The organism is Enterobacter sp. 18A13, assembly GCF_007035975.1.
Taxonomy (GTDB): Bacteria; Pseudomonadota; Gammaproteobacteria; order Enterobacterales; family Enterobacteriaceae; genus Enterobacter; species Enterobacter vonholyi.
This window is the reverse complement of the sequence record NZ_AP019634.1, coordinates 251651-276901: the sequence shown is the minus strand read 5'-3', so window position 1 is coordinate 276901 and position 25251 is coordinate 251651. Positions and strand designations below refer to the sequence as shown.

Below are 25251 nucleotides of genomic sequence, written 5' to 3'. Positions count from 1 at the left end.
TGTCGGTCAAAATGCCCTAAAACGGAGCATAAAATCTGGCCCTGTTATAAGTCCTGTTTCTCAGGGGTACCCCCCCATAAAAAATCCGCATAATCCCAGCATTGACAGGACCTCCCCCGCATTTTATTTATAGGGCCGTATTTTGCGCCTGCACCTGTTTTCGTTTCACTCTTGTGCCAAGGTCGCTTATTCATTCCCTGACACGAGGTTGTTATGACGAGTTTTGTGGTCGCCAAGTTTGGCGGCACCAGTGTGGCCGATTACGATGCCATGAACCGCAGCGCCGATGTGGTGCTGGCCGATCCGAATACCCGCCTGGTGGTGCTGTCTGCATCAGCCGGCGTGACGAACCTGCTGGTTTCTCTGTCTGAAGGACTGGAAGCGACAGAACGTTTCGTGAAGCTGGATGCACTGCGCAAAATTCAGTTCGACATTCTTGAACGTCTGCAGAACCCTAACGTCATCCGCGAGGAAGTGGAACGTCTGCTGGAAAATATCACCACCCTGGCAGAAGCGGCTTCTCTGGCAACCTCCACCGCCCTGACCGACGAGCTGGTCAGCCACGGTGAGCTGATGTCCACCCTGCTGTTTGTTGAAATCATGCGCGAGCGTAACGTTCAGGCGCAGTGGTTTGACGTGCGTAAAGTGATGCGCACCAGCGACCGCTTTGGCCGCGCCGAGCCAGACGTTGAAGCACTGGCCGAGCTGACCAATCAGCAGTTGGCCCCGCGTCTGGCAGACGGCATCGTGATCACCCAGGGCTTTATCGGCAGTGAAGCGAAGGGCCGCACCACCACGCTTGGCCGTGGCGGCAGCGACTACACCGCCGCGCTGCTGGGCGAGGCCCTGCATGCCACGCGCGTGGATATCTGGACTGACGTTCCGGGTATTTACACCACCGACCCGCGCGTCGTTTCTGCGGCGAAACGTATTGATGTGATCGCGTTTGAAGAAGCGGCGGAAATGGCCACCTTCGGCGCGAAAGTGCTGCACCCGGCCACGCTGCTGCCAGCCGTACGCAGCGATATTCCGGTCTTTGTCGGCTCCAGTAAAGATCCGAAAGCGGGCGGGACGCTGGTCTGCAAGAAAACGGAAAACCCGCCGCTGTTCCGCGCCCTGGCCCTGCGCCGTCGCCAGACGCTGGTCACCCTGCACAGCCACAATATGCTGCACTCCCGCGGTTTCCTGGCGGAAGTGTTTGGCATTCTGGCACGCCACAACATCTCCGTGGATCTGATCACCACCTCGGAAGTGAGCATTGCGCTGACGCTGGACACCACCGGTTCAACCTCAACGGGTGACACCCTGCTGACGCAGTCGCTGCTGATTGAGCTGTCTGAGCTGTGCCGCGTGGAAGTGGAAGAAGACCTGGCGCTGGTTGCCATCATTGGCAACAAGCTGTCGCGCGCCTGCGGCGTGGGCAAAGAGGTATTTGGCGTGCTCGACCCGTTCAACATCCGCATGATTTGCTACGGTGCGTCCAGCTATAACCTCTGCTTCCTGGTGCCAGCCGATCAGGCCGAGCAGGTCGTGCAGAAACTTCATCAGAATTTGTTTGAATAAGCGCAAGAGTGGCCCGGGCGTTTTCACTACCGGGCCATTCTTTAGCTTTTCATTACTGTTCTCATCAGCAGCGAATCCAGATCTTTTAAATTTCCTTCTCTGCTGTCGGGTAGTACCGGCGGCACTTCTCCTCTCACCAGCTCACTTTGCAAAAAAGCGTGGAGTAAGGGCCGTTTAGGACCATATTCCGCTTCACCTGCGCGCTGTTTTATTTCCAGCAATGCATCGATTTCCGCACGTAACGGCGCACACAGTTCGCTCCCGGCAAGCAGTTCGGCAAAACGCATCGGTGGAACGCCTTTCCCCGCTTCTACCCACCGCGCCGCCAGCAAAGGTCGCAGAACATAAAAGTACTTTTTCAGCCGAACCGTTTCCCCCTGTAAATATCCACGGAAGTTTTTTCGGGCCATTGAGTAATAATGCCAGCGGGCGCGCAATGGCGAAAACCACGCAGGTATCAGCGCACGCAACTCGGCCACTACCGTCTCATCCTCCTGATAAACAACAGGGGAATCCAGCCACTCGATAAGCGTCGGGTTTGCCCCCTTCAGCAGGCCCAGTGCCTTGCGCCATTCCCAGCCACAAACGTCCAGTTCATCATCTATCGGCAGCTCGATCACATCCCGCTGGGATTCGACGCGCAGATACCATTCTGGGTGGTGAACGTACAAAAACCGCACATCATAATCGCTATCCGGTGAGGCAAATCCCCATCCCCGGCTGCCCGATTCACAGGCGTAGAGCACGCGCACGTTATAGCGCTGCTCTATATCGCGAAGTTGCGCGCAGACACGTGCGCGCATCGCGCTATCAACATCGTTGTTGCTCATTTTTTTATCCTTTTACACACACTACCTGACGCAGGGTGTGAACGATCTCCACCAGCGACGATTGCGCGGCCATCACGGCGTCAATGTCTTTATAGGCCATCGGCGTTTCATCGATCACCTCATTGTCTTTGCGACACTCTACGTGAGAGGTCGCCTGAATATGGTCGCTAAGGGTATAGCGTTTTTTTGCCGCCGTTCGGCTCATCACTCGCCCGGCGCCGTGGCTGCAGGAACAGAAGCTTTGCTCGTTGCCGAGGCCACGCACGATGAAGCTCTTTGCGCCCATTGAGCCCGGAATAATCCCCATCTGCCCTTTCTGCGCCGACACCGCACCTTTGCGCGTGATCAGTACCTCTTCCCCAAAGTGATGCTCTTTCTGCACATAGTTGTGATGGCAGTTAACCGCCTCCTGCTGCGTAATAAAGGGCTTTGTCACTTCGCGAGAGAGCGCCGCCAGCACGCGCGACATCATCACTTCCCGATTGTGGCGGGCAAAATCCTGCGCCCACTCCACCGCCTCAATGTAGTCCTCATAGTGACGACTCCCCTCCTGAAAATAGGCCAGATTTTTATCCGGCAGATGTCCCAGGTGATGCTGCATATCCTGCTGTGCCAGGGCGATAAACAAATTACCGATGGCGTTTCCTACGCCGCGCGAGCCGCTGTGCAACATCACCCAGACGCGCTGCTGCTCATCGAGGCAAATTTCAATAAAGTGGTTTCCGGTACCCAGCGTGCCCAGATGCTGGTAGTTGTTGGTTTTCCGCAACTGCGGGTATTTATCCGTGAGTTGTTTAAAACGTGGGGCCAACACCAACCAGCGATCGTCCACTTCTTTCGGTGGCGTTTCCCACGCGCCTTTATCCCGTCGAGAACGCGTATTGGTTCTCCCATGCGGTACTGCCTGTTCAATGGCGCTACGTAAACCGCTGAGATTATCCGGCAAATCACCGGCCACCAGCGACGTGCGAACGGCAATCATCCCGCAGCCAATATCCACGCCAACCGCCGCAGGAATAATTGCCCCTTTGGTCGGAATCACGCTGCCGATGGTTGAGCCTTTACCGAGATGAACGTCGGGCATCACCGCAAGGTGTTTGAAAATAAACGGCATCTTTGCAGTATTCAGTAACTGCGCCTGTGCCTCTGGCTCCACGGGAACGCCGTGAGTCCACATTTTGATCGGGGCGCCGTTTGACGCCGTCAGTAATTCAAAATCATTCTGTTGCATTGCGTTATCCTTTCAGGTTAACAAGGCCGTGTAATACCTGGTCCAGGCCACCAAATACTGAAATTTTGTCGATACGCTCCGCGACCCTTTCCAGGGTTTCCAGCTCTTTTAAACGCAGCGCCACCGGGTTGTTCTCCATCACCTTTGCGGTGTTTAACAGCGATCGTGTCGCCGCCGTTTCTTCACGTCGGCGAATAACATTCGCCTGGGCCGATTTTTCGGCCTCTACCAGACGGGATAAAATTGTTTTCATATCACCAGGTAAAACAATATCTTTTACCCCAAGCGACGCAATTTCCATTCCAAAGGATGACAGGCGGCCTTGCACCTGTTTGCTGACCACCTCATCAATGATCTGCTTATCTTCCAGTAACTCATCGAGCGTGCGGGTGCCGACCGCCTCACGCAGTGCGAACTGGAGTTCGCGGTACAAATGTTCCAGCGGTTTCGTAAGCTGTCCGCAGGCCTGCAGCACGTCGCTGTAGCGCCAGTTAGCCGCCAGGTTCAGGCGCAGGTTAACTTTGTCCTTCGTCAGGATCTCCTGCCCGCTCACTTCCACCACCTGAAGGCGCGTATCCACTACCTCTGCCTCAACCAGATGGTTAATTTTCCAGTAAGCCGTCAGTCCCGGCGGTAACAGTGCCTGAATTTCTCCGTCGATTTTCACCACCCCGACGTGCCAGGCAGGTACCTGTACGACCAGCATCGCGTCGCGCCCCTTTAGCGCGCCATTACGACGCGGTTGCAGAGCAGCATTCATCACGTCCACCGGCACCCGCACGTCGCGGGTATCGATTCTTTGCAGGCTCAACGCCGCATCCTGCTGCCAGTACAGACGACGAGTCGAAGGCGGCACAATTTCCTGCAATACGCCGTTGTTCGATAACACCCCGATTTCATCTGCAGTAAGGTCAACCGCCAGGCAGTAACGTACCACCCAGTCAGGCTGAAAGCGGCGCAGATAATCCGCCAGCGCACCCGGCACCTCGCTGCCATCCTGGCTCACCACCAGCACGTCGTCAGTATTGAACCAACCCAGACGGTGTTCACCCGCCTCCAGTACCCGGTAATAATCGCCAGCTTTTGCTACCAGTCCTAACTGACCTTTTTTTATCGTGATTTTTTTAGCCATTTTATATTCCTTAAAGTCAGGCGCGGGTGCAGGCACGAAATCACAGGGGAATGCCTTTTCGCCTGCGATCCGGCGCCATTACCGGCGACCTTCATTGGGATTACTGACTGCGCAATACCCGTTTTTACTTTGATGTTTACAACCAGTTTTCATTGGGAGAATGAATCGGGAATCGAACCCTTCTATCTGTCATTGGTTGACGGAACGCCCCCGGAAAACAGCCTTGCCGTTCCTGGTGCGCCGACGGGGCCTTAACCCCAGTGTGCTCAACGTCGTGACGTTATCTTTATTGCCAGAAGCGTGCCAAAAACAAAAATCGCTGTTTTATTTTTTTATTTTATTGATAATTAATGATTTTTATTTATCGCGCTTTTCATGCATTGCCGTTCGGCTCAACATTTCTTATCCTGCTATATCGACAATTATCTTTCTGGATAAACATGAAGAAGCGGAAGGTGGTGATCGGGGTGCTTGGCACCGTGATGGATAAACGGGGAAAGCGGGCTAATCGCTTTCGCAAATGGCGACCGACCGTCGGGCTGTGCCAACAGCCGGATTTCCCGGTCGACAGGCTGGAGCTGCTACATCAACCGCGAGATCTCGGCATGGCTCAGCAACTGGCGGAAGATATTGTGCTGGTTTCCCCCCACACCGAGGTGCGTCCCAGCACGGTAATCATTGAAGACCCGTGGGATTTCGAAGAGGTTTATGCCGCGTTTCTCGATTTCGCCACCCAGTACACTTTTGATACCGATCGCGAAGAGTATTTCGTCCACATCACCACCGGCACGCATGTGGCGCAGATCTGCTGGTTCCTGCTGACGGAAGCCCGCTATCTTCCCGCCAGCCTTTTGCAGACTGGCCCTGCCAGAAAAGAAGCCTCTGCTGAGGAGACTGCAGCCGGAACTTACTCAATTATCGACCTGGATTTAAGCCGCTACACGACCCTTACCAACCGTTTTCAGCGCGAGCAGCAGCAGTCAATCTCATTTCTGAAAGCGGGTATTGAGACGCGAAATGCCACCTTTAACAGTCTGATCGACAAGATTGAACGCGTGGCGCTACGTTCAACAGCCCCGATCCTGCTGACCGGCCCCACCGGCGCGGGCAAGTCGTTCCTCGCGAACCGCATTTATCAGCTTAAGCAGTCACGCCATCAGGTTTCCGGCAAACTGGTTTCCGTCAACTGCGCGACCCTGCGCGGTGATAACGCCATGTCCACGCTGTTCGGCCATGTGAAAGGGGCCTTTACCGGCGCACTGTCGGCGCGCAGCGGCCTGCTGCGTGAAGCCGATGGCGGTGTCCTTTTCCTCGACGAGATTGCCGAACTAGGCCTGGATGAACAGGCGATGCTGCTCAAAGCCATTGAAGAGAAAACTTTTTTCCCGTTTGGCTCCGATAAAGAAGTTCACAGCGATTTTCAACTTATCGCCGGAACCCACCGTGATATGCGCCAGTGGGTGGCAGAAGGACGTTTTCGTGAAGATCTCTATGCCCGTATTAATATGTGGAGCTTTGCATTACCCGGCCTTGCCCAACGGAAAGAAGACATCACGCCGAATGTTGACTACGAACTTCAACGTTTCTCTCGCGCAAGCCAGACGCAAATCCGCTTCGATAAAGAGGCACGCGAAGGCTATCTGGCCTTTGCCTGTTCCAGCAGAGCGCTGTGGCGGGGCAACTTTCGCGAACTGAGCGCCAGCGTCGCACGCATGGCGACGCTGGCGGAACGAGGGCGTATTACTCAGGATCTGGTGCTGGAGGAGATCTCACGTCTTCAGACCGACTGGCAAACTGACGTGACGCAGCCTGCAACTGACATGGAGATTGACCTCTTTGACCAGCGGCAACTGGAAACGGTGCTGGAGGTATGTCGCCGCAGCGCATCGTTGTCTGAAGCCGGACGTGAGCTGTTTGCCGTTTCACGGCTCAAAAAAGCCAATCCTAACGACGCCGACCGACTGCGTAAATATCTGGCTCGCTTTAGTCTGAGCTGGGAAAGCATCCGGTCATAATTCATTTGAATATTACTTCCTTACGCGATAAACAATAACTATAGCCGGGCTCGATCCCGGCTTTTTATAACAAACACACGCAACATTCATCGCAAGGAAATCATTATGTTATCCGCTATTACGCGGCTGTTCCCGTTATGGGCGCTGCTGCTCTCCGTACTCGCGTATTACACGCCCACCACGTTCACCGGTATTGGTCCGTGGGTCGCCACGCTGCTGATGCTGATCATGTTCGGTATGGGTGTGCATCTGAAAGTAGACGATTTTAAGCGCGTGCTGTCTCGCCCTGCGCCCGTCGCGGCAGGGATATTTCTGCACTACCTGGTGATGCCGCTCGCGGCGTGGCTGCTGGCGATGGCTTTTAAGATGCCGCCCGATCTCTCCGCCGGGATGGTGCTGGTGGGCAGCGTGGCCAGCGGCACGGCGTCCAACGTCATGATCTATCTGGCGAAAGGCGACGTGGCGCTCTCCGTCACTATCTCGTCCGTCTCCACGCTGGTGGGCGTGATTGCCACGCCGCTGTTAACCCGCCTGTACGTGGATGCGCATATTCAGGTGGACGTGATGGGGATGCTGCTGAGCATTCTGCAAATCGTGGTGATCCCGATTGCGCTTGGGCTGGTCATTCACCACCTGTTCCCTCGCGTGGTGAAGGCCGTTGAGCCGTATCTGCCCGCGTTTTCGATGATCTGCATTCTGGCCATCATCAGCGCCGTGGTGGCGGGCTCCGCCTCGCACATTGCTTCCGTAGGCTTTGTGGTGATCGTCGCGGTTGTGCTGCATAACACCATCGGCCTGCTGGGCGGCTACTGGGGCGGGAAACTGTTTGGCTTCGACGAATCGACCTGCCGCACGCTGGCAATCGAGGTAGGGATGCAGAACTCCGGCCTGGCGGCGGCGCTCGGTAAAATCTACTTCTCGCCGCTGGCGGCCCTGCCGGGTGCGCTGTTCTCCGTCTGGCACAATCTCTCCGGCTCTCTGCTGGCGGGCTACTGGTCCGGCAAACCGATTGATGAACAAACGAAAAAAGATGCGGTGAAGCAGGGTTAATTTACGCTGCTTGCTTTACACTGAAGCCTCCACATCAGGAGGCTTCAGCAATGGCTACACCACGTTTGACCCAGAAAGACATGACGGAAGCCGAGCAGCGCGAGCTGAAAACGCTTCTCGACCGCGCTCGTATCGCACATGGCCGCACGCTGACGAACGCCGAAACCAATCAGGTGAAAAAAGAGTACATCGATAAGCTGATGGCGCAACGTGACGCCGCGGCGAAAAAGGCCCGCAAGCTGAAAAAAGAGCAGGCTTATAAACCTGATGCAGAAGCGACCTTTTCCTGGTCCGCCACCACATCAACCCGTGGAAGGCGCTAATCAGCGCCCTTTCTTTTTACGCCCCGGCTGGGTAAAGCGTTTTCCGTTGCCCGGCTTGCCTCGCCCTTTCTCTTCCGCCTGCGGCGCCTTCACGACCGGGCGCTTAATCGCCTGAGCTTTCGGTTTTGCTTTGGCCTTCGGCTTCGCTTCGGACGAGGAGTTCTCGATAAGCTTGAACAGCTCGATCAGCTCGTCGTCCGTTAAGTCGCGCCACTCACCCAGCGGGATGCCGGACAGGCTAACGTTCATGATGCGCGTGCGCTCCAGCTTCGTCACTTCATAACCGAAGTACTCGCACATGCGGCGGATCTGGCGGTTTAAGCCCTGCACCAGGGTAATGCGGAACGCGAACGGCGCTTCTTTCTTCACCTTACACTTTTTCGTGACGGTACCGAGGATCGGCACACCGGCGCCCATGCCGCGAATAAAGTCGTCCGTGACCGGCTTATTCACCGTCACAATGTACTCTTTTTCGTGATCGTTACCGGCACGCAGGATCTTGTTGACCAGATCGCCGTGGTTGGTGAGGAAAATCAGCCCCTGAGAGTCTTTATCCAGACGGCCGATCGGGAAGATACGGCTGCTGTGGTTCACGAAATCAACGATGTTGTCCCGCTCGCCGTCTTCCGTGGTGCTGACAATCCCAACCGGTTTGTTCAACGCGATAAACACCAGGTCTTCAGCATCACGCGGTTCGATGACCTGACCATTCACTTTAACCACATCGCCAGGGACCACCTGGTCGCCGATGGTGGCGCGTTTGCCGTTAAGAAACACGTTACCTTGTTCAATGTAACGGTCAGCCTCGCGACGTGAGCAGATTCCGCTCTCGCTAATGTATTTGTTTAATCGGGTTGATTGAGTTGGCAGCATAGTTTCTCCTGTGAAGGGCGAAATATACCTTACCTTGCGGCTGACAAAAAAGTGTTAGTAACCGTTGATCAAAAAATCGAGTGCATCCCGCAATGAAGCACTGTTTTGCGTAAGATCGGCGACACGCTCGCCTAACTCTTTTGGCGATATGCCTGCCTATTGATCCATCAGAATGACCTCTGAAAGTCACTAAAGGAGCCGTTTTCATCAACCCACTGGTTAATGGCCTCGATAGAAACTTTATTTTCTGCTAACCACTCTGCGCGCTGATGCGCACGAAACTGCTCCTGCAGTGCAGCCATGAGTAGTGCGCATGAGCCCCCCATCGGAATGCGCATGAATTGGCGAAGTGTAGTGTGTAAATGGCGCATGATAAGGTGTCACGCCTCGCAAAAAAGTTTTGCGAGGCGCTTTCAGAGATTAATACTCATCCCGCTCGTCATCTTCATCCGGCTGTTCCATCACGCTGTAGGCCACCGCGCAGAACAACGAGTTGAGACGCTTCATATCCCCCAGCAGCCCCAGATGAAGCGAGCTGGTTTCGATGCTCTGCACGTTCTGCTGGTGAAGACGCTCAACGTGGGCGTGCGAATAGCGGCGGTTCAGGATACGGAAACGATGCTTGTTGCGGCGCAGGCGGCGCGCGCTCGGCACGTCGCTGGAAAAGAAGACCAGCATCGCCAGCTTGAGGTTGCTGACCAGCTGTTCGTGCAGCGCTTCAAGCTCTTTTAAGCCTTCAACGGAGAACGCCCGGCGTGCGGCCAGCGATTTATCGGCTATCTCGCTGCCCATGCGCTCAACAATATCGGAGGCCTGCTCAAGGTTAAGCGACATCTCAATGATTTCCGCCCAGCGGCGGGACTCCTCTTCCGCCAGTTCGTCCTGCGGCATGCGCGCCAGGTAAAGCTTAATGGCGGTATAGAGCACGTTGATATCGTCCGCCAGTCTGCGCAGCTCTTTCTCCTCTCGCGGCTCGCCGTGCATCACCTTTTGCAGGCCTTCGAGCATGGTTTCCATCGCGTCGCCCATGCGCAGCGTCTCGCGCGCGGCATTCGCCAGCGCCAGTGCCGGGGTATCCAGCGCGGACGTATCCAGGTGCTTCGGCTTCAGGCGCGCATCCAGCTCCGGTTCGTCCTGAATGAGACGTTCGCAGAAGCGGGCCATCGGCCCGGCAAAAGGCACCATCGCCAGGCAGCGCACCAGGTTGTAGAACACGTGGAAGTAGATCACCAGCTCCGCCTTCGGCAGCGGGAGGTTGTCCATCAGGTTCGCCAGCGGATGGATAAAGGGCAGGATAATCAGGCTGCCCACCAGCTTAAACAGCAGGCTACCGAGCGCCACGCGGCGGGCGGCAGCGTTGGCCGCGCTGTTATTGAGCATCGCCAGCAGGCCAGAGCCGAGGTTGGCACCTATCACCAGACACAGCGCCACCGGGAAGGAGATCGCCCCGGCGGCAGTAAGCGTGGCCGTCAGCAGCACGGCGGCCAGGCTGGAGTAGCTGACGATGGCAAACACCGCGCCAATCAGCGCGTCGAGCATGATGTCCCCGGTCAGGGAAGCGAAGATGACCTGAACGCCGTTGGCCTCGGTAATAGGGGTGACCGCCTGCACAATCAGCTCCAGCGCCAGCAGAATCAGCCCCAGGCCAATGCCCACGCGTCCAAGCTGGCCGGCGCGCGTCTGTTTGCGGCCGAGGAAGAAGATGACGCCGACAAAAATCAGCAGCGGCGACAGCCAGGAGAGATCGAAGGTCAGGATACGCGCCATCAGCGCGGTCCCCACGTCGGCCCCCAGCACAATGACCAGCGCCGGAGCCAGCGCCACCAGATCCTGCGCCACAAAGGAGGTGACAAGCAGGGTTGTGGCGTTACTGCTCTGCACCAGTGCCGTTACGCCAATACCCGCGCAGAAGGCGAGCGGCTTCTTCTCAACGCTGCTGCTGAGAACGGTACGCAAGCGCGCGCCAAAGACGCGCATCACGCCGGTACGAACGATATGGGTGCCCCATACGAGCAGTGCGACTGCAGAAAGCAGGTGTAACAAGGTCAGCACGAAAGGTTTTCCTCCTTATCGTTATTCGTTTTCCATAGGTTCAGTATAAGGGTTTAAGCGTAAGAAAGAGACAAGGCACCCTTGAGGTGCCCTGTTTGTTGTAAGGAAAAATGACGTTAGTCTGCGTCGTAGCCTAAATTGGGTGCCAGCCAGCGCTCGACTTCTGATACGCTCATGCCTTTGCGCAGGGCGTAATCTTCAATCTGATCGCGCTGCAGCTGCGCCACGGCAAAGTACTTGCTGTCCGGGTGGCTGAAGTACCAGCCGGAGACGGACGCACCCGGCCACATGGCGAACGACTCGGTGAGCTTCATTCCGGTATGGGCTTCGACGTCCAGCAGTTGCCAGATAGTGCCCTTTTCGGTGTGTTCCGGACAGGCCGGATATCCCGGTGCCGGACGAATACCCTGGTAGTTTTCGCGGATCAGCTCCTCGTTGCTGAGGTTTTCGTTCGCCGCGTAGCCCCAGTGCACCTTGCGCACGCGCTCGTGCAGGTACTCGGCGAAGGCTTCCGCCAGGCGGTCGGCTATCGCTTTCACCATGATTTTATTGTAATCGTCGTGCTGCGCTTCGAATGCGTCCGCCAGCGCATCTTCTTCCAGACCGCCGGTCACCGCAAAGGCGCCGATATAGTCGGCTTTACCGCTCAGCTTCGGCGCGACAAAATCGGCCAGGCAGTAGTTGGCAAAGCCCACTTTCTCGGTTTGCTGACGCAGATGGCGGCTGACCGCCAGCACGTGGGTGCGGGTTTCATCGCGATAAATTTCGATGTCGTCTCCCACGCGGTTGGCCGGGAGCAGCCCCACCACGCCGCGCGGATTGAGGGTTTTCTCAGCACTCAGCGTGTCGAGCATATCGTTGGCATCTTTAAACAGGCGTTTCGCTTCTTCACCTACGACCTCATCTTCCAGGATGCGCGGATATTTGCCCGCCAGCGACCAGGTCATAAAGAACGGCGTCCAGTCGATGTAGTTGCGCAGCGTTTCTATGCTGGCGCTGACCTCCTGAACGCCCAGTCGATGCGCGACCGGCGGCGTATAGCTCGACCAGTCAAACGCCAGATCGTTATCGCGCGCCGCCTGGAGTGAAACTGGCGGGGTGCGCGGTTTCTTGCGCCCGTGCTGGATGCGAACGGTTTCGTACTCTTTGCGGGTGCGCTCAACAAACTCGTCGCGCTGGGTGTCAGAGAGCAGTGCGGAGACCACGCCCACCGTGCGCGAGGCGTTTTGCACGTACACCGTCGGGCCGCTGTAGTTCTGCTCGATTTTCACCGCCGTGTGCGCTTTGGAGGTGGTCGCCCCACCAATCAGCAGAGGAATGGTGAAGCCCTGGCGCTCCATCTCCTTCGCCACGTTAACCATCTCGTCCAGCGACGGGGTGATCAGCCCGGAGAGGCCAATCAGGTCGGCATTCACTTCGCGCGCGGTCTTGAGGATTTTATCCGCCGGGACCATGACGCCAAGGTCGATAATCTCGTAGTTATTGCACTGCAGCACCACACCGACAATGTTCTTGCCGATGTCGTGCACGTCGCCCTTGACGGTGGCAATGACCATTTTGCCGTTGCTGGAGCCTTTCTCTTTGCTGGCCTCGATAAACGGCTCCAGGTACGCCACGGCCTGCTTCATCACGCGGGCAGATTTCACCACCTGCGGCAGGAACATTTTGCCCTCACCGAACAGATCGCCTACCACGTTCATGCCGTCCATCAGCGGCCCTTCGATCACCTCGATCGGGCGGGCTGACTGCTGACGCGCCTCTTCGGTATCCTGCTCGATAAACTCGGTGATGCCTTTTACCAGCGAATATTCCAGACGCTTTTTCACGTCCCAGGCGCGCCACTCGGCCTGCTGAACGTTGGCAGATTCATCCGATTTGCTGCCGCGGTATTTTTCCGCCAGGTCCAGCATGCGCTCGGTGGCGTCGTCGCGACGGTTAAGAATTACGTCTTCTACCGCGTCGCGCAGCTCTGCGGGCAGGTCGTCGTAAATCGCCAGCTGGCCGGCGTTGACGATCCCCATGTCCATCCCGTTACGGATGGCGTAGTAGAGGAACACGGCGTGGATCGCTTCGCGCACCGGGTCGTTACCGCGGAACGAGAACGACACGTTCGACACGCCGCCGGAGATCAGCGCATGCGGCAGCTCGCGCTTAATGTCCTCGCACGCGCCGATAAAGTCCTGGGCGTAGTTATTGTGCTCTTCGATACCGGTCGCCACGGCGAAGATGTTCGGGTCAAAGATGATGTCTTCCGGCGGGAAGCCCACCTCTTCGGTCAGTATTTTGTACGCGCGGCGGCAAATCTCAATTTTACGCGCGCGGGTATCGGCCTGGCCCACTTCGTCAAAGGCCATCACCACCACGGCGGCACCGTAGCGGCGCACCATTTTCGCGTGGTGGATAAAGATCTCCACGCCCTCTTTCATCGAGATGGAGTTGACGATGCCTTTACCCTGAATGCACTTCAGCCCCTTCTCGATCACGTCCCATTTGGAGGAGTCGATCATGATCGGCACGCGGGCGATGTCCGGCTCACCGGCAATCAGGTTGAGGAAACGCACCATCGCCGCTTCGGCGTCGAGCATCCCCTCATCCATGTTGATATCAATAATCTGCGCGCCGTTTTCCACCTGCTGACGCGCGACGTCCAGCGCTTCGCTGTACTTCTCTTCTTTGATCAGGCGTTTGAACTTCGCGGAACCGGTAACGTTCGTACGCTCGCCCACGTTCACAAACAGGCTGTCTTCGCCGATGGTCAACGGCTCAAGGCCGGAGAGACGACAGGCAACCGGAAGCTCGGGCAGCTTGCGCGGCGGCAGCCCCGCCACGGCGTTGCTCATAGCAGCGATATGTTCAGGCGTGGTGCCGCAGCAGCCGCCGACGATGTTCAGAAACCCAGACTCGGCCCACTCGCGGATTTGCGCCGCCATGGTATCGGCATCAAGATCGTATTCGCCGAAGGCGTTCGGCAGACCGGCGTTCGGGTGGGCGGTGACGTAGCATTCCGCAATGCGCGAAAGCTCCTGCACGTACTGGCGCAGTTCATCCGGCCCCAGCGCGCAGTTCAGGCCGAAGGAGAGCGCGTCGGCGTGACGCAGGGAGTTATAAAACGCTTCGGTGGTCTGGCCGGACAGAGTGCGCCCGGAAGCGTCGGTGATGGTACCGGAAATCATGATCGGCAGGTCAACGCCCAGCGCCTCAAACTCCTCTTTTACCGCGTAAATCGCGGCCTTGGCGTTGAGGGTGTCGAATACCGTTTCAATCAGGATCAGATCGGAACCGCCTTCCACCAGCGCTTTGGTCGATTCACGGTAGGCAGCAACCAGCTGGTCAAAGGTGATATTACGAAACGCCGGGTCGTTGACGTCCGGTGAAATCGACGCGGTGCGGTTGGTTGGGCCAAGCACCCCGGCAACGTAGCGAGGCTTGTCCGGCGTGCGGGCCGTCCACTCGTCGGCGCAGGCGCGCGCCAGCTTCGCGGCTTCCAGGTTGATTTCCGCCGACAGGGATTCCATCTGGTAATCCGCCATGGCGATGGTTGTCGAGTTAAAGGTGTTGGTTTCAACGATATCCGCACCCGCTTCGAAGTAGGCGTTGTGGATATCCTTAATGACGGACGGCTTGCTGAGCACCAGCAGGTCGTTGTTCCCTTTCAGGTCGCAGGGCCAGTCGGCAAAGCGTTCGCCGCGGAAATCGCCTTCACTCAGACGATACCCCTGGATCATGGTGCCCATGCCGCCGTCCAGCACCAGAATTCGTTCATTTAACTGCGCACGCAGTTGCTCTACTTTGCTGCTCACACTTGCTCCCGACAACGCTCAACAAGGCCAAAAGGCTGCGTTCCATACTGGCACAATCTCGCAGGGTGGAAAAGCCGCTCAGCGGTAACATGAGACATGTTCACCATCACTCCTCCGATCAGTCAGGAGAACGGTTGCAAATTCACCAAATAAAACGAAAATGATTTCCACGATACAGAAAAAGGAGATCGTCATGGTCGCGACCGTTCCCGCTAAACGCGGCAGAAAACCTGCTGCTGCCACCACCGCACAACAGGTCGGACAGGTTCAATCGCTCACGCGCGGTTTGAAGCTGCTGGAGTGGATAGCCGAGTCGCACAGCAGCGTGGCCCTGACGGAGCTTGCCCAGCAGGCTGGCCTGCCGAACTCCACGACGCACCGTCTTCTGACCACCATGCAGCAGCTGGGCTTTGTCCGCCAGGTGGGCGAGCTGGGGCACTGGGCGGTGGGCGCGCATGCATTTATTGTTGGCAGCAGCTTCCTGCAGAGCCGCAACCTGCTGGCGATTGTTCACCCGATTCTGCGCAAGTTGATGGAGGACTCCGGCGAGACCGTAAACCTGGCGGTGCTGGACCAGAGCGACCATCAGGCGATTATCATCGACCAGGTGCAGTGCACGCAGCTGATGCGCATGTCCGCGCCGATTGGCGGCAAGCTGCCGATGCACGCCTCCGGCGCGGGAAAGGCATTTCTCTCGCAGCTGAGCGAGGAGCAGGTGACGGGGCTGCTGCACCGTAAAGGGCTGCACGCCTATACCCACGCCACGCTGGTGTCACCCGTCCATCTGAAAGAAGATCTGGCCCTGACCCGCAAGCGCGGCTATTCGTTTGACGACGAGGAGCACGCCCTCGGCCTGCGCTGTATCGCAGCCTGTATTTTTGACGAGCACCGCGAGCCGTTTGCCGCCATCTCCATCTCCGGACCGATTTCGCGCATGACCGATGACCGGGTTACCGAGCTGGGCGCGCTGGTAATTAAGGCGGCGAAAGAGGTGACGCTGGCGTACGGTGGGATTCGTTAAGCATGCATTGCCGGGTGGCGGCTTCGCCATACCCGGCCTACATGATGCCCTCTGAAAACCTGATGCAAAACCGCTGCTTGCGCCGATATGCATACACATCTTCCACGTGCCCATTTTTGATCCGCGTTTGCAGCCCGCGCCAGTAGCTGGCGCGGAACAGATCGTCATGCATCTCTTCGAATAGCGGCCCGATGCGCGGGTCGGCGCACAGCCAGTGGCGAAACTCTTCGGGAAAAACATCGCCCGGCGAGACGCTGTACCACGGCTCGCTGGAAAGCTCATCTTCCGGGTAGCGGGGCGGTGGGATATCGCGGAAATTCACTTCAGTCATGTAGCAAATTTCGTCGTAATCGTAGAACACCACCCGCCCGTGACGGGTAACGCCGAAGTTTTTGAACAGCATATCGCCCGGGAAGATATTGGCGGCGGCAAGCTGGCGAATCGCGTTGCCGTACTCTTCAATCGCATCTCTTAAAGCCTGACCTTCGGACTGCTCCAGCCAGATATTCAGCGGCACCATACGGCGTTCAATATAGAGATGGCTAATCACGATTTTATCACCCAGATCGGTGATTTTCGCGGGAGCTTCCTGCATTAACAGCGCCATGAGCGCCGGGTCGATCTGCTGTTTATCCAGCACAAAGTTTTCGAATTCCTGGGTATCCGCCATGCGACCGACGCGATCGTGTTCCTTAACCAGCTGGTAGCAGGCGCGGACGTGCGCGGCGGTCATCTCTTTCTGCGGCGCGAATCTGTCTTTGATCACCTTAAATACCCGGTCGAAACCCGGCAGCGTAAACACCAGCATCACCATGCCGCGAATGCCGGGCGCTTCGATAAACTGCTCATCGGCCGTGGTGACATAGCGCAGGTACTCCCGGTAGCTTTCCGTTTTAGCGTGCTTCTGGCAACCGATGGCCATATACAGCTCGGCGGTGGTTTTGCCCGGCAGGATCTCGCGCAGCCACTCCACCAGCGCGGCAGGTAACGGTGCATAGACCATAAAATAGGAGCGTGCGAAGCCAAACACGATGCTGGCCTCGGCGCCGGTGGTCAGACAGGTATCGACAAACAGTTCCCCACCGTCGGTGCGGTGAATGGGCAGCAGAAACGGCACAATGGCCGTAGGGGTAACCAGTTTACCCACCAGCCAGGCGGCTTTATTGCGGTAGAAAAGCTCGTTGGCAACCTGCAAATGGCTGTGGCTGAGCAACTCCGCGCCGAAGGTTTCGTTGAGATGCGCGTGGATATAACCAATATCCCGGGTTTTATTCTCCCAGGGCAGGCGCAGCGGCAAATCCGTTAGCACGCGGTGCAGGAGCTTTTCCCATCCGCGATCGGGAAAGAAATCTTTCGCCAGCGGACGCGGAATGGTACGAAAGCGCCGCTCGGGCTGGGAGCTGAAGATAAATAACCGCTCAGGAGATAATGAGCGGTGGTCAAATAACCGGCAATAGACGGAGTTGAAAAAGCTCTCCGCAATCTCGAAGCGCGGGTAGTCGGGTAACAGATGGGTGTAGTGCTCCTTCACGCGCAGTAAAAATTCCGCGTCCGGACTTTTACCGTCGGTAATACAGCGCAGCTGCTCCACCACCAGACCCACGTGGTGATCGTAGAGATGGATACGCTGCTTCATGGCCTGCTGAACCGCATGCCAGTCTGCATGTTCGAAGCGCTGCTGCGCGCCGGAGGTCACTTCAAGAAAACGACCATACTGGGCATCGAAGCCCTGCAAAATAGTTTGGGCAATCAGTAATTCCAGGCCACGCGACATATATTCCCCCTCACCACCAGCCCTCTCCCCAGGGGGGAGAGGGGGAAAGATTAGAACTGTGCTTCTTCCGTTGAACCCGTCAAGGCGGTGACGGAGGAGGTGCCGCCCTGAATGATCGTGGTCACGTTATCGAAGTAGCCGGTTCCCACTTCCTGCTGGTGAGAGACGAAGGTATAACCATCTTTGCCCGCCGCAAATTCCGGCTGCTGCACCTTCTCAACGTAGTGCTTCATGCCCTCACCCTGCGCATAGGCGTGCGCCAGGTCGAACATGTTGAACCACATGCTGTGGATGCCTGCCAGAGTAATGAACTGGTATTTGTAGCCCATGTCGGACAGCTGCTGCTGGAAGCTGGCGATCGTTTTGTCATCCAGCTTTTTCTGCCAGTTGAAGGACGGCGAGCAGTTGTAGGCCAGCAGTTTGCCCGGGTACTTCGCATGAATAGCATCAGCAAAGCGTTTTGCCAGCGCCAGATCCGGCGTGGACGTTTCACACCAGACCAGATCCGCGTACGGCGCGTACGCCAGACCGCGGCTGATCGCCTGCTCGATACCCGCGTGGGTACGATAGAAACCTTCACTGGTACGCTCGCCGGTGATGAACTCGCTGTCGTACGGATCGCAGTCAGAGGTGATCAGGTCAGCCGCGTCCGCATCGGTACGGGCAATGACCAGCGTCGGCACGCCGAGCACGTCAGCAGCCAGACGCGCGGCAACCAGCTTCTGAACCGCTTCCTGTGTGGGAACCAGCACCTTACCGCCCATATGTCCGCACTTCTTCACTGACGCCAGCTGGTCTTCGAAGTGAACGGCCGCTGCACCGGCCTCAATCATCGATTTCATCAGCTCAAAGGCGTTCAGCACGCCGCCGAAGCCCGCTTCCGCATCCGCGACGATCGGCAGGAAGTAGTCAATAAAGCGCGGATCGTTGGGTTCGATGCCCGCCGCCCACTGGATCTGATCCGCACGGCGGAAGGTGTTGTTGATCCGATCCACAACCGCCGGCACGGAGTTAGCCGGATAGAGCGACTGATCCGGGTACATGCTGGAGGCCAGGTTGGCGTCCGCCGCAACCTGCCAGCCGGAGAGGTAAATCGCCTCAATACCGGCCTTCGCCTGCTGCAGCGCCTGACCGCCGGTCAGCGCGCCGAGGCTGTTGATGTAGCCTTTTTTAGAGCCACCGTGCAGCAGCTTCCACATTTTCGCCGCGCCATTTTGCGCCAGCGTGCATTCCGGATTGACCGAGCCGCGTAATTTCACCACTTCCTCAGCGCTGTAAGGACGGCGGATGCCTTCCCAGCGAGGTTGTGTCCACTCTTTCTTCAATTCTTCGATTTGTTGGGTACGGGTTTTCATGTGCAGATGCTCCATATTGTTATGTGGTGGATTACGCCAGGAAGCGGTAGCCCGGCAGGGTCAGGAAGTCGATTAAGTCATCTGATGTCGTGATTTGCTCCATCAGGCGCGCGGCGTCGTCAAAGCGTCCGCTGCTGAAGCGGTGTTCGCCCAGCTCGTCCTGGATCACCCGCATCTCTTCGGCCAGCATCTGGCGGAACAGGGATTTGGTCACCGGCTTGCCGTTGCTGAGCGTTTTTTGATGGTGGATCCACTGCCAGATAGAGGTACGTGAGATCTCCGCCGTCGCGGCATCTTCCATCAGGCCGTAGATCGGTACGCAGCCGTTGCCGGAGATCCACGCTTCGATGTACTGCACCGCAACGCGAATATTGGCCCGCATCCCCTCTTCCGTCCGTTCGCCCGCGCACGGGGCCAGCAGCTGTTCTTCAGCCGTTGGGGCATCGTCTTCACGCGTGACAAACAGCTGGTTTTTGTTGTCACCGAGGACGCGGTTGAAGACCTCCATTGCCGTATCGGCCAGGCCGGGATGCGCAATCCACGTGCCGTCGTGACCGTTACGGGCTTCAAGCTCTTTATCGGCTTTCACCTTGTTGAGCACCTGATTGTTGCGCTCTGCGTCTTTGCTCGGGATAAAAGCCGCCATGCCGCCCATCGCAAAGGCGCCGCGCTTGTGGCAGGTTTTGATCAGCAGACGCGAGTAGGCGCTCAGGAACGGTTTATCCATGGTCACGACCTGGCGATCCGGCAGTACGCGATCGGGATAGTTTTTTAGGGTTTTGATGTAGCTGAAAATATAGTCCCAGCGTCCGCAGTTCAGACCGACAATGTGGTCACGCAGGGCGTGCAGAATTTCATTCATCTGGAATACGGCAGGCAGCGTTTCAATCAGCAGCGTGGCTTTGATGGTGCCGCGCGGCAGGTTGAAACGATCTTCCGCGTAGCTGAAGACCTCGCTCCACCAGGCTGCTTCCTGCCAGGCCTGCGTTTTAGGCAGATAGAAATACGGGCCGCTGCCCTTCGCCAGCAGGGCTTTATAGTTGTGGAAGAAATAGAGCGCGAAATCAAACAGGCTGCCCGGAATGGCTTCCCCACGCCAGGTGACATGTTTTTCAGGCAGGTGCAGGCCGCGCACGCGGCAGATCAGCACCGCCGGGTTCGGTTTGAGCTGGTAAATTTTACCGGCTTCGTTGGTATAGCTGATGGTGCCGTTCACGGCGTCGCGCAGGTTGATCTGCCCCTCGATGACCTTACGCCAGTCCGGCGCCAGGGAATCTTCAAAATCGGCCATGAAGACCTTAACGTTCGCGTTCATGGCGTTGATCACCATTTTGCGCTCTACCGGACCGGTGATCTCAACGCGGCGATCCTGTAAATCTTCAGGGATACCGCGGATTTTCCACTCGCCACGGCGAATGGAAGCGGTTTCCGAAATAAAACCAGGCAACTTGCCGTTATCAATTTCCTGCTGCTGATGAATGCGTGCCGCCAGCAGCTTATTACGCTGCGGCGTAAAGCGGGTCACCAGTTCAGTCAGAAATTCTACCGCTTCTGCCGTCAATACCTGCTGTTCTTGCTCACCATACGGCTGGGTAAAGGCCAGTTCATCGACCGTCGTTGCCTGTTGAGTCATTACTCTGCTCCTCATCAAAGATCCAAAATCACGCTCCCGATGCGAACGAAAGATCGTTGGGTAGTTTTCGCTCAGCAGAATTAAGACTATCTCTATTTCTTCTAAAATCAAAAACAATTTCCATTTTAATTATAAATTGAATTTAAATGATTGATTTTATTTAAATTAAAGTTTTAAAGAATGATGAGTGAAATTTCGGAAATAAAAAAGACACCCGAAGGTGCCTGATTTGAATAGCTGAAACGCTTTAGGATCGTTTAGTGCAGACGATTACTCCAGCGTTGGATTCATATGACGCAGATCGTATGGTGTGATCTGGTAGACGTAATAGTTGAGCCAGTTAGTAAAAAGCAAATTCCCGTGGCTGCGCCAGGTCGCTCTCGGTTTGTTTTGTGGATCGTCCTTCGGGAAATAGTTGTACGGGACATCCGGGTTAAGACCCGCTTCGACATCACGGAAATATTCTGCCGCAAGGGTGTGCGGATCGTACTCAGGATGTCCGGTCACAAAGGCAATGCGCTTATCTTTACTGGCAAACAGGTAAGCGTCCCCATCTTCCGTTTCGGCCAGAATCTCCAGATCGGTGTAATCACGAATCAGCTGGGCCGGGAAATCGGCGTAGCGAGAATGCGGGGCCAGGAAAGAATCATCGAAACCACGCGTCAGCAACGCATGTGGATGGAGAATGTGGTGTTCGTATACGCCGGAGAGCTTTTCAGTGCGGGTTTGCTTGGGGATGCCATAAAGAATATTCAGTGCGGCTTGTACCGCCCAACAGACAAACAGCGTGGACGTGACGTGATCTTTTGCCCACTCCAGAACCTGTTTGATCTGCGGCCAGTAAGCGACATCGTTAAATTCCACCAGGCCCAGCGGCGCGCCGGTCACAATCAGTCCGTCGAAATTTTCACCCTGAATGTCATCGAAGTTACAGTAGAAGTTGTTCAGATGCTCGGAAGGCGTGTTACGTGACTCACGGGCATCGATTCGCAGCAGCTGAATATCGACCTGCAGCGGGGAGTTCGACAGAAGACGCAGGAACTGGTTTTCTGTTTCGATCTTTTTTGGCATCAGATTGAGAATAAGCACCTTCAGCGGGCGAATTTCCTGACCTGTCGCACGTGTAGTCGTCATGACAAAGACATTTTCTTCACGCAAGAAATTGACGGCTGGTAGCTCGTCCTGCACCCGAATCGGCATAGCTTTATATCCTCACAGCATACGTATAAACGTTTAGACATCCAGATAGCTAACGATACCCAGAAACGGTTTGAATGTCGAGTCTGCAAGCGGAAGGTGAGAAAGTTTCAAGGAGAGAATGGTACGGTTTGATGCCCTCACCCCGTCTCTCTCCCACAGGGAGAGGGTGAAAAACAAAAGCAAAAAACCCCGCACCTTTCGGTACGGGGTTCTTCTATTTTGATGCCTGGCAGTTCCCTACTCTCACATGGGGAGACCCCACACTACCATCGGCGCTACGGCGTTTCACTTCTGAGTTCGGCATGGGGTCAGGTGGGACCACCGCGCTAAAGCCGCCAGGCAAATTCTGTTAAATCTGTATCAGGCTGAAATTTGATTGTTCTGTCTCTTCGCCAAAACATCTTCGGCGTTGTAAGGTTAAGCCTCACGGTTCATTAGTATCGGTTAGCTCAACGCATCGCTGCGCTTACACACCCGACCTATCAACGTCATAGTCTTTAACGTTCCTTCAGGAGACTTAAAGTCTCAGGGAGAACTCATCTCGGGGCAAGTTTCGTGCTTAGATGCTTTCAGCACTTATCTTTTCCGCATTTAGCTACCGGGCAGTGCCATTGGCATGACAACCCGAACACCAGTGATGCGTCCACTCCGGTCCTCTCGTACTAGGAGCAGCCCCCCTCAATTCTCCAGCGCCCACGGCAGATAGGGACCGAACTGTCTCACGACGTTCTAAACCCAGCTCGCGTACCACTTTAAATGGCGAACAGCCATACCCTTGGGACCTACTTCAGCCCCAGGATGTGATGAGCCGACATCGAGGTGCCAAACACCGCCGTCGATATGAACTCTTGGGCGGTATCAGCCTGTTATCCCCGGAGTACCTTTTATCCGTTGAGCGATGGCCCTTCCATTCAGAACCACCGGATCACTATGACCTGCTTTCGCACCTGCTCGAGCCGTCACTCTCGCAGTCAAGCTAGCTTATGCCATTGCACTAACCTCCTGATGTCCGACCAGGATTAGCTAACCTTCGTGCTCCTCCGTTACTCTTTGGGAGGAGACCGCCCCAGTCAAACTACCCACCAGACACTGTCCGCAACCCGGATTACGGGTCTACGTTAGAACACCAGCCATTAAAGGGTGGTATTTCAAGGACGGCTCCACGCAGACTGGCGTCCACGCTTCAAAGCCTCCCACCTATCCTACACATCAAGGACCAGTGTTCAGTGTCAAGCTATAGTAAAGGTTCACGGGGTCTTTCCGTCTTGCCGCGGGTACACTGCATCTTCACAGCGAGTTCAATTTCACTGAGTCTCGGGTGGAGACAGCCTGGCCATCATTACGCCATTCGTGCAGGTCGGAACTTACCCGACAAGGAATTTCGCTACCTTAGGACCGTTATAGTTACGGCCGCCGTTTACCGGGGCTTCGATCAAGAGCTTCGCGTTGCCGCTAACCCCATCAATTAACCTTCCGGCACCGGGCAGGCGTCACACCGTATACGTCCACTTTCGTGTTTGCACAGTGCTGTGTTTTTAATAAACAGTTGCAGCCAGCTGGTATCTTCGACTGATTTCAGCTCCACCCGCAGGGGCTTCACCTACATATCAGCGTGCCTTCTCCCGAAGTTACGGCACCATTTTGCCTAGTTCCTTCACCCGAGTTCTCTCAAGCGCCTTGGTATTCTCTACCTGACCACCTGTGTCGGTTTGGGGTACGATTTGATGTTACCTGATGCTTAGAGGCTTTTCCTGGAAGCAGGGCATTTGTTACTTCAGCACCGTAGTGCCTCGTCATCACACCTCAGCGTTAATAAGGTACCGGATTTACCTGGAACCTCCGCCTACATGCTTAAACCGGGACAACCGTCGCCCGGCTAACATAGCCTTCTCCGTCCCCCCTTCGCAGTAACACCAAGTACAGGAATATTAACCTGTTTCCCATCGACTACGCCTTTCGGCCTCGCCTTAGGGGTCGACTCACCCTGCCCCGATTAACGTTGGACAGGAACCCTTGGTCTTCCGGCGAGCGGGCTTTTCACCCGCTTTATCGTTACTTATGTCAGCATTCGCACTTCTGATACCTCCAGCAACCCTCACAGGCCACCTTCAACGGCTTACAGAACGCTCCCCTACCCAACAACGCATAAGCGTCGCTGCCGCAGCTTCGGTGCATGGTTTAGCCCCGTTACATCTTCCGCGCAGGCCGACTCGACCAGTGAGCTATTACGCTTTCTTTAAATGATGGCTGCTTCTAAGCCAACATCCTGGCTGTCTGTGCCTTCCCACATCGTTTCCCACTTAACCATGACTTTGGGACCTTAGCTGGCGGTCTGGGTTGTTTCCCTCTTCACGACGGACGTTAGCACCCGCCGTGTGTCTCCCGTGATAACATTCTTCGGTATTCGTAGTTTGCATCGGGTTGGTAAGCCGGGATGGCCCCCTAGCCGAAACAGTGCTCTACCCCCGAAGATGAGTTCACGAGGCGCTACCTAAATAGCTTTCGGGGAGAACCAGCTATCTCCCGGTTTGATTGGCCTTTCACCCCCAGCCACAAGTCATCCGCTAATTTTTCAACATTAGTCGGTTCGGTCCTCCAGTTAGTGTTACCCAACCTTCAACCTGCCCATGGCTAGATCACCGGGTTTCGGGTCTATACCCTGCAACTTAACGCCCAGTTAAGACTCGGTTTCCCTTCGGCTCCCCTATACGGTTAACCTTGCTACAGAATATAAGTCGCTGACCCATTATACAAAAGGTACGCAGTCACACCACGAAGGTGCTCCCACTGCTTGTACGTACACGGTTTCAGGTTCTTTTTCACTCCCCTCGCCGGGGTTCTTTTCGCCTTTCCCTCACGGTACTGGTTCACTATCGGTCAGTCAGGAGTATTTAGCCTTGGAGGATGGTCCCCCCATATTCAGACAGGATACCACGTGTCCCGCCCTACTCTTCGAGTTCACAACCTGTGTGCTTTCGTGTACGGGACTGTCACCCTGTACCGTGCGACTTTCCAGACGCTTCCACTAACACACAAGCTGATTCAGACTCTGGGCTGCTCCCCGTTCGCTCGCCGCTACTGGGGGAATCTCGGTTGATTTCTTTTCCTCGGGGTACTTAGATGTTTCAGTTCCCCCGGTTCGCCTCGTTAACCTATGTATTCAGTTAACGATAGTGCAACGAATTGCACTGGGTTTCCCCATTCGGACATCGCCGGGTCAAAGGTTCATATCACCTCGCCGGCGCTTTTCGCAGATTAGCACGTCCTTCATCGCCTCTGACTGCCAGGGCATCCACCGTGTACGCTTAGTCGCTTAACCTCACAACCCGAAGATGTTTCACTTCTGATTGCGAAAATTTGAGAGACTCAAACACACCATTAAAGATGTGTCGTTTCAAT

The 25251-nt window shown here is 56.0% G+C and carries 16 protein-coding genes and 2 rRNA genes; 5 read left to right on the top strand and 13 right to left on the bottom strand.

The features are described from left to right. Nucleotides 1-213 precede the first annotated feature (213 nt). The gene (lysC, locus tag FOY93_RS01280; RefSeq protein ID WP_033144379.1) at nt 214-1563 is read left to right on the top strand and encodes a lysine-sensitive aspartokinase 3; all 1350 of its coding nucleotides are present in this window, start codon (nt 214-216) and stop codon (nt 1561-1563) included. Nucleotides 1564-1604: 41 nt separating this feature from the next. Here lysC and FOY93_RS01275 read toward each other — a convergent pair whose 3' ends face one another. Genes FOY93_RS01275 through FOY93_RS01265 form a run of 3 tightly spaced genes read right to left on the bottom strand, consistent with a single transcriptional unit; the run spans nt 1605 to nt 4756 of the window. Continuing rightward, nucleotides 1605-2393: a nucleotidyltransferase domain-containing protein gene (locus FOY93_RS01275; RefSeq protein WP_115876950.1), complete on the bottom strand. Its 789-nt coding sequence runs from the start codon at nt 2391-2393 to the stop codon at nt 1605-1607. Between the two features lie 4 nt (nt 2394-2397). Beyond that, nucleotides 2398-3624, bottom strand: coding sequence for an RtcB family protein (locus FOY93_RS01270; RefSeq protein WP_143344518.1), 1227 nt, complete (start codon nt 3622-3624; stop codon nt 2398-2400). A gap of 4 nt (nt 3625-3628) precedes the next feature. Next, entirely contained in the window at nt 3629-4756 is a 1128-nt protein-coding gene (locus FOY93_RS01265; protein ID WP_133293567.1) for a slipin family protein, read from the bottom strand. Nucleotides 4757-5196: 440 nt separating this feature from the next. Between FOY93_RS01265 and rtcR the strand changes: the two genes are divergently transcribed. The 3 genes from rtcR (at nt 5197) to FOY93_RS01250 (ending at nt 8144) form a co-directional block, all read left to right on the top strand. Then, the gene (rtcR, locus tag FOY93_RS01260; protein WP_143344517.1) at nt 5197-6771 is read left to right on the top strand and encodes an RNA repair transcriptional activator RtcR; all 1575 of its coding nucleotides are present in this window, start codon (nt 5197-5199) and stop codon (nt 6769-6771) included. A 105-nt stretch (nt 6772-6876) separates the two neighbouring features. Then, nucleotides 6877-7821, top strand: a complete 945-nt coding sequence (gene panS, locus FOY93_RS01255) for a ketopantoate/pantoate/pantothenate transporter PanS (RefSeq protein ID WP_143344516.1) — start codon at nt 6877-6879, stop codon at nt 7819-7821. Nucleotides 7822-7871: 50 nt separating this feature from the next. Beyond that, entirely contained in the window at nt 7872-8144 is a 273-nt protein-coding gene (locus FOY93_RS01250) for a YjbD family protein (RefSeq protein WP_023309994.1), read from the top strand. Here the strand turns inward: FOY93_RS01250 and rluF are convergent, their stop codons facing one another. The 4 genes from rluF to metH all read right to left on the bottom strand — a co-directional run bounded on the left by rluF (nt 8145) and on the right by metH (nt 14869). Continuing rightward, entirely contained in the window at nt 8145-9017 is an 873-nt protein-coding gene (rluF, locus tag FOY93_RS01245) for a 23S rRNA pseudouridine(2604) synthase RluF (protein ID WP_111965811.1), read from the bottom strand. 167 nt (nt 9018-9184) lie between these two features. Further along, nucleotides 9185-9388 carry a type II toxin-antitoxin system CcdA family antitoxin gene (locus FOY93_RS01235; protein ID WP_127729223.1) on the bottom strand — a complete coding sequence of 68 codons (204 nt, stop codon included), beginning with the start codon at nt 9386-9388 and terminating at the stop codon, nt 9185-9187. A 49-nt stretch (nt 9389-9437) separates the two neighbouring features. After that, nucleotides 9438-11069 carry a Na/Pi cotransporter family protein gene (locus tag FOY93_RS01230; RefSeq protein WP_111965810.1) on the bottom strand — a complete coding sequence of 544 codons (1632 nt, stop codon included), beginning with the start codon at nt 11067-11069 and terminating at the stop codon, nt 9438-9440. A gap of 116 nt (nt 11070-11185) precedes the next feature. Then, a complete protein-coding gene (gene metH, locus FOY93_RS01225; protein WP_143344515.1) occupies nt 11186-14869 on the bottom strand; it encodes a methionine synthase in 3684 nt (1227 codons plus the stop codon). A 193-nt stretch (nt 14870-15062) separates the two neighbouring features. Between metH and iclR the strand changes: the two genes are divergently transcribed. Further along, complete coding sequence (iclR, locus tag FOY93_RS01220) at nt 15063-15890, top strand: glyoxylate bypass operon transcriptional repressor IclR (RefSeq protein WP_143344514.1); 828 nt, start codon at nt 15063-15065, stop codon at nt 15888-15890. Nucleotides 15891-15927: 37 nt separating this feature from the next. On the opposite strand, the gene aceK is transcribed toward iclR, so the two are convergent. From aceK to FOY93_RS01185, 6 genes are all read right to left on the bottom strand, one after another. Continuing rightward, on the bottom strand, nt 15928-17664 hold the full coding sequence (gene aceK / locus FOY93_RS01210; protein WP_136195987.1) for a bifunctional isocitrate dehydrogenase kinase/phosphatase: 1737 nt from the start codon (nt 17662-17664) through the stop codon (nt 15928-15930). A gap of 50 nt (nt 17665-17714) precedes the next feature. After that, a complete protein-coding gene (gene aceA, locus FOY93_RS01205) occupies nt 17715-19019 on the bottom strand; it encodes an isocitrate lyase (RefSeq protein ID WP_143344513.1) in 1305 nt (434 codons plus the stop codon). A 31-nt stretch (nt 19020-19050) separates the two neighbouring features. Next, nucleotides 19051-20652 (bottom strand): malate synthase A, encoded by a 1602-nt coding sequence (gene aceB / locus FOY93_RS01200; protein ID WP_115876957.1) that lies wholly within the window; start codon nt 20650-20652, stop codon nt 19051-19053. A 270-nt stretch (nt 20653-20922) separates the two neighbouring features. Beyond that, nucleotides 20923-21852 carry a homoserine O-acetyltransferase MetA gene (gene metA / locus FOY93_RS01195; RefSeq protein WP_143344512.1) on the bottom strand — a complete coding sequence of 310 codons (930 nt, stop codon included), beginning with the start codon at nt 21850-21852 and terminating at the stop codon, nt 20923-20925. Between the two features lie 224 nt (nt 21853-22076). After that, nucleotides 22077-22192, bottom strand: a 5S ribosomal RNA gene (gene rrf, locus FOY93_RS01190). A gap of 73 nt (nt 22193-22265) precedes the next feature. Next, a 23S ribosomal RNA gene (locus tag FOY93_RS01185) occupies nt 22266-25171 on the bottom strand. Nucleotides 25172-25251 lie beyond the last annotated feature (80 nt).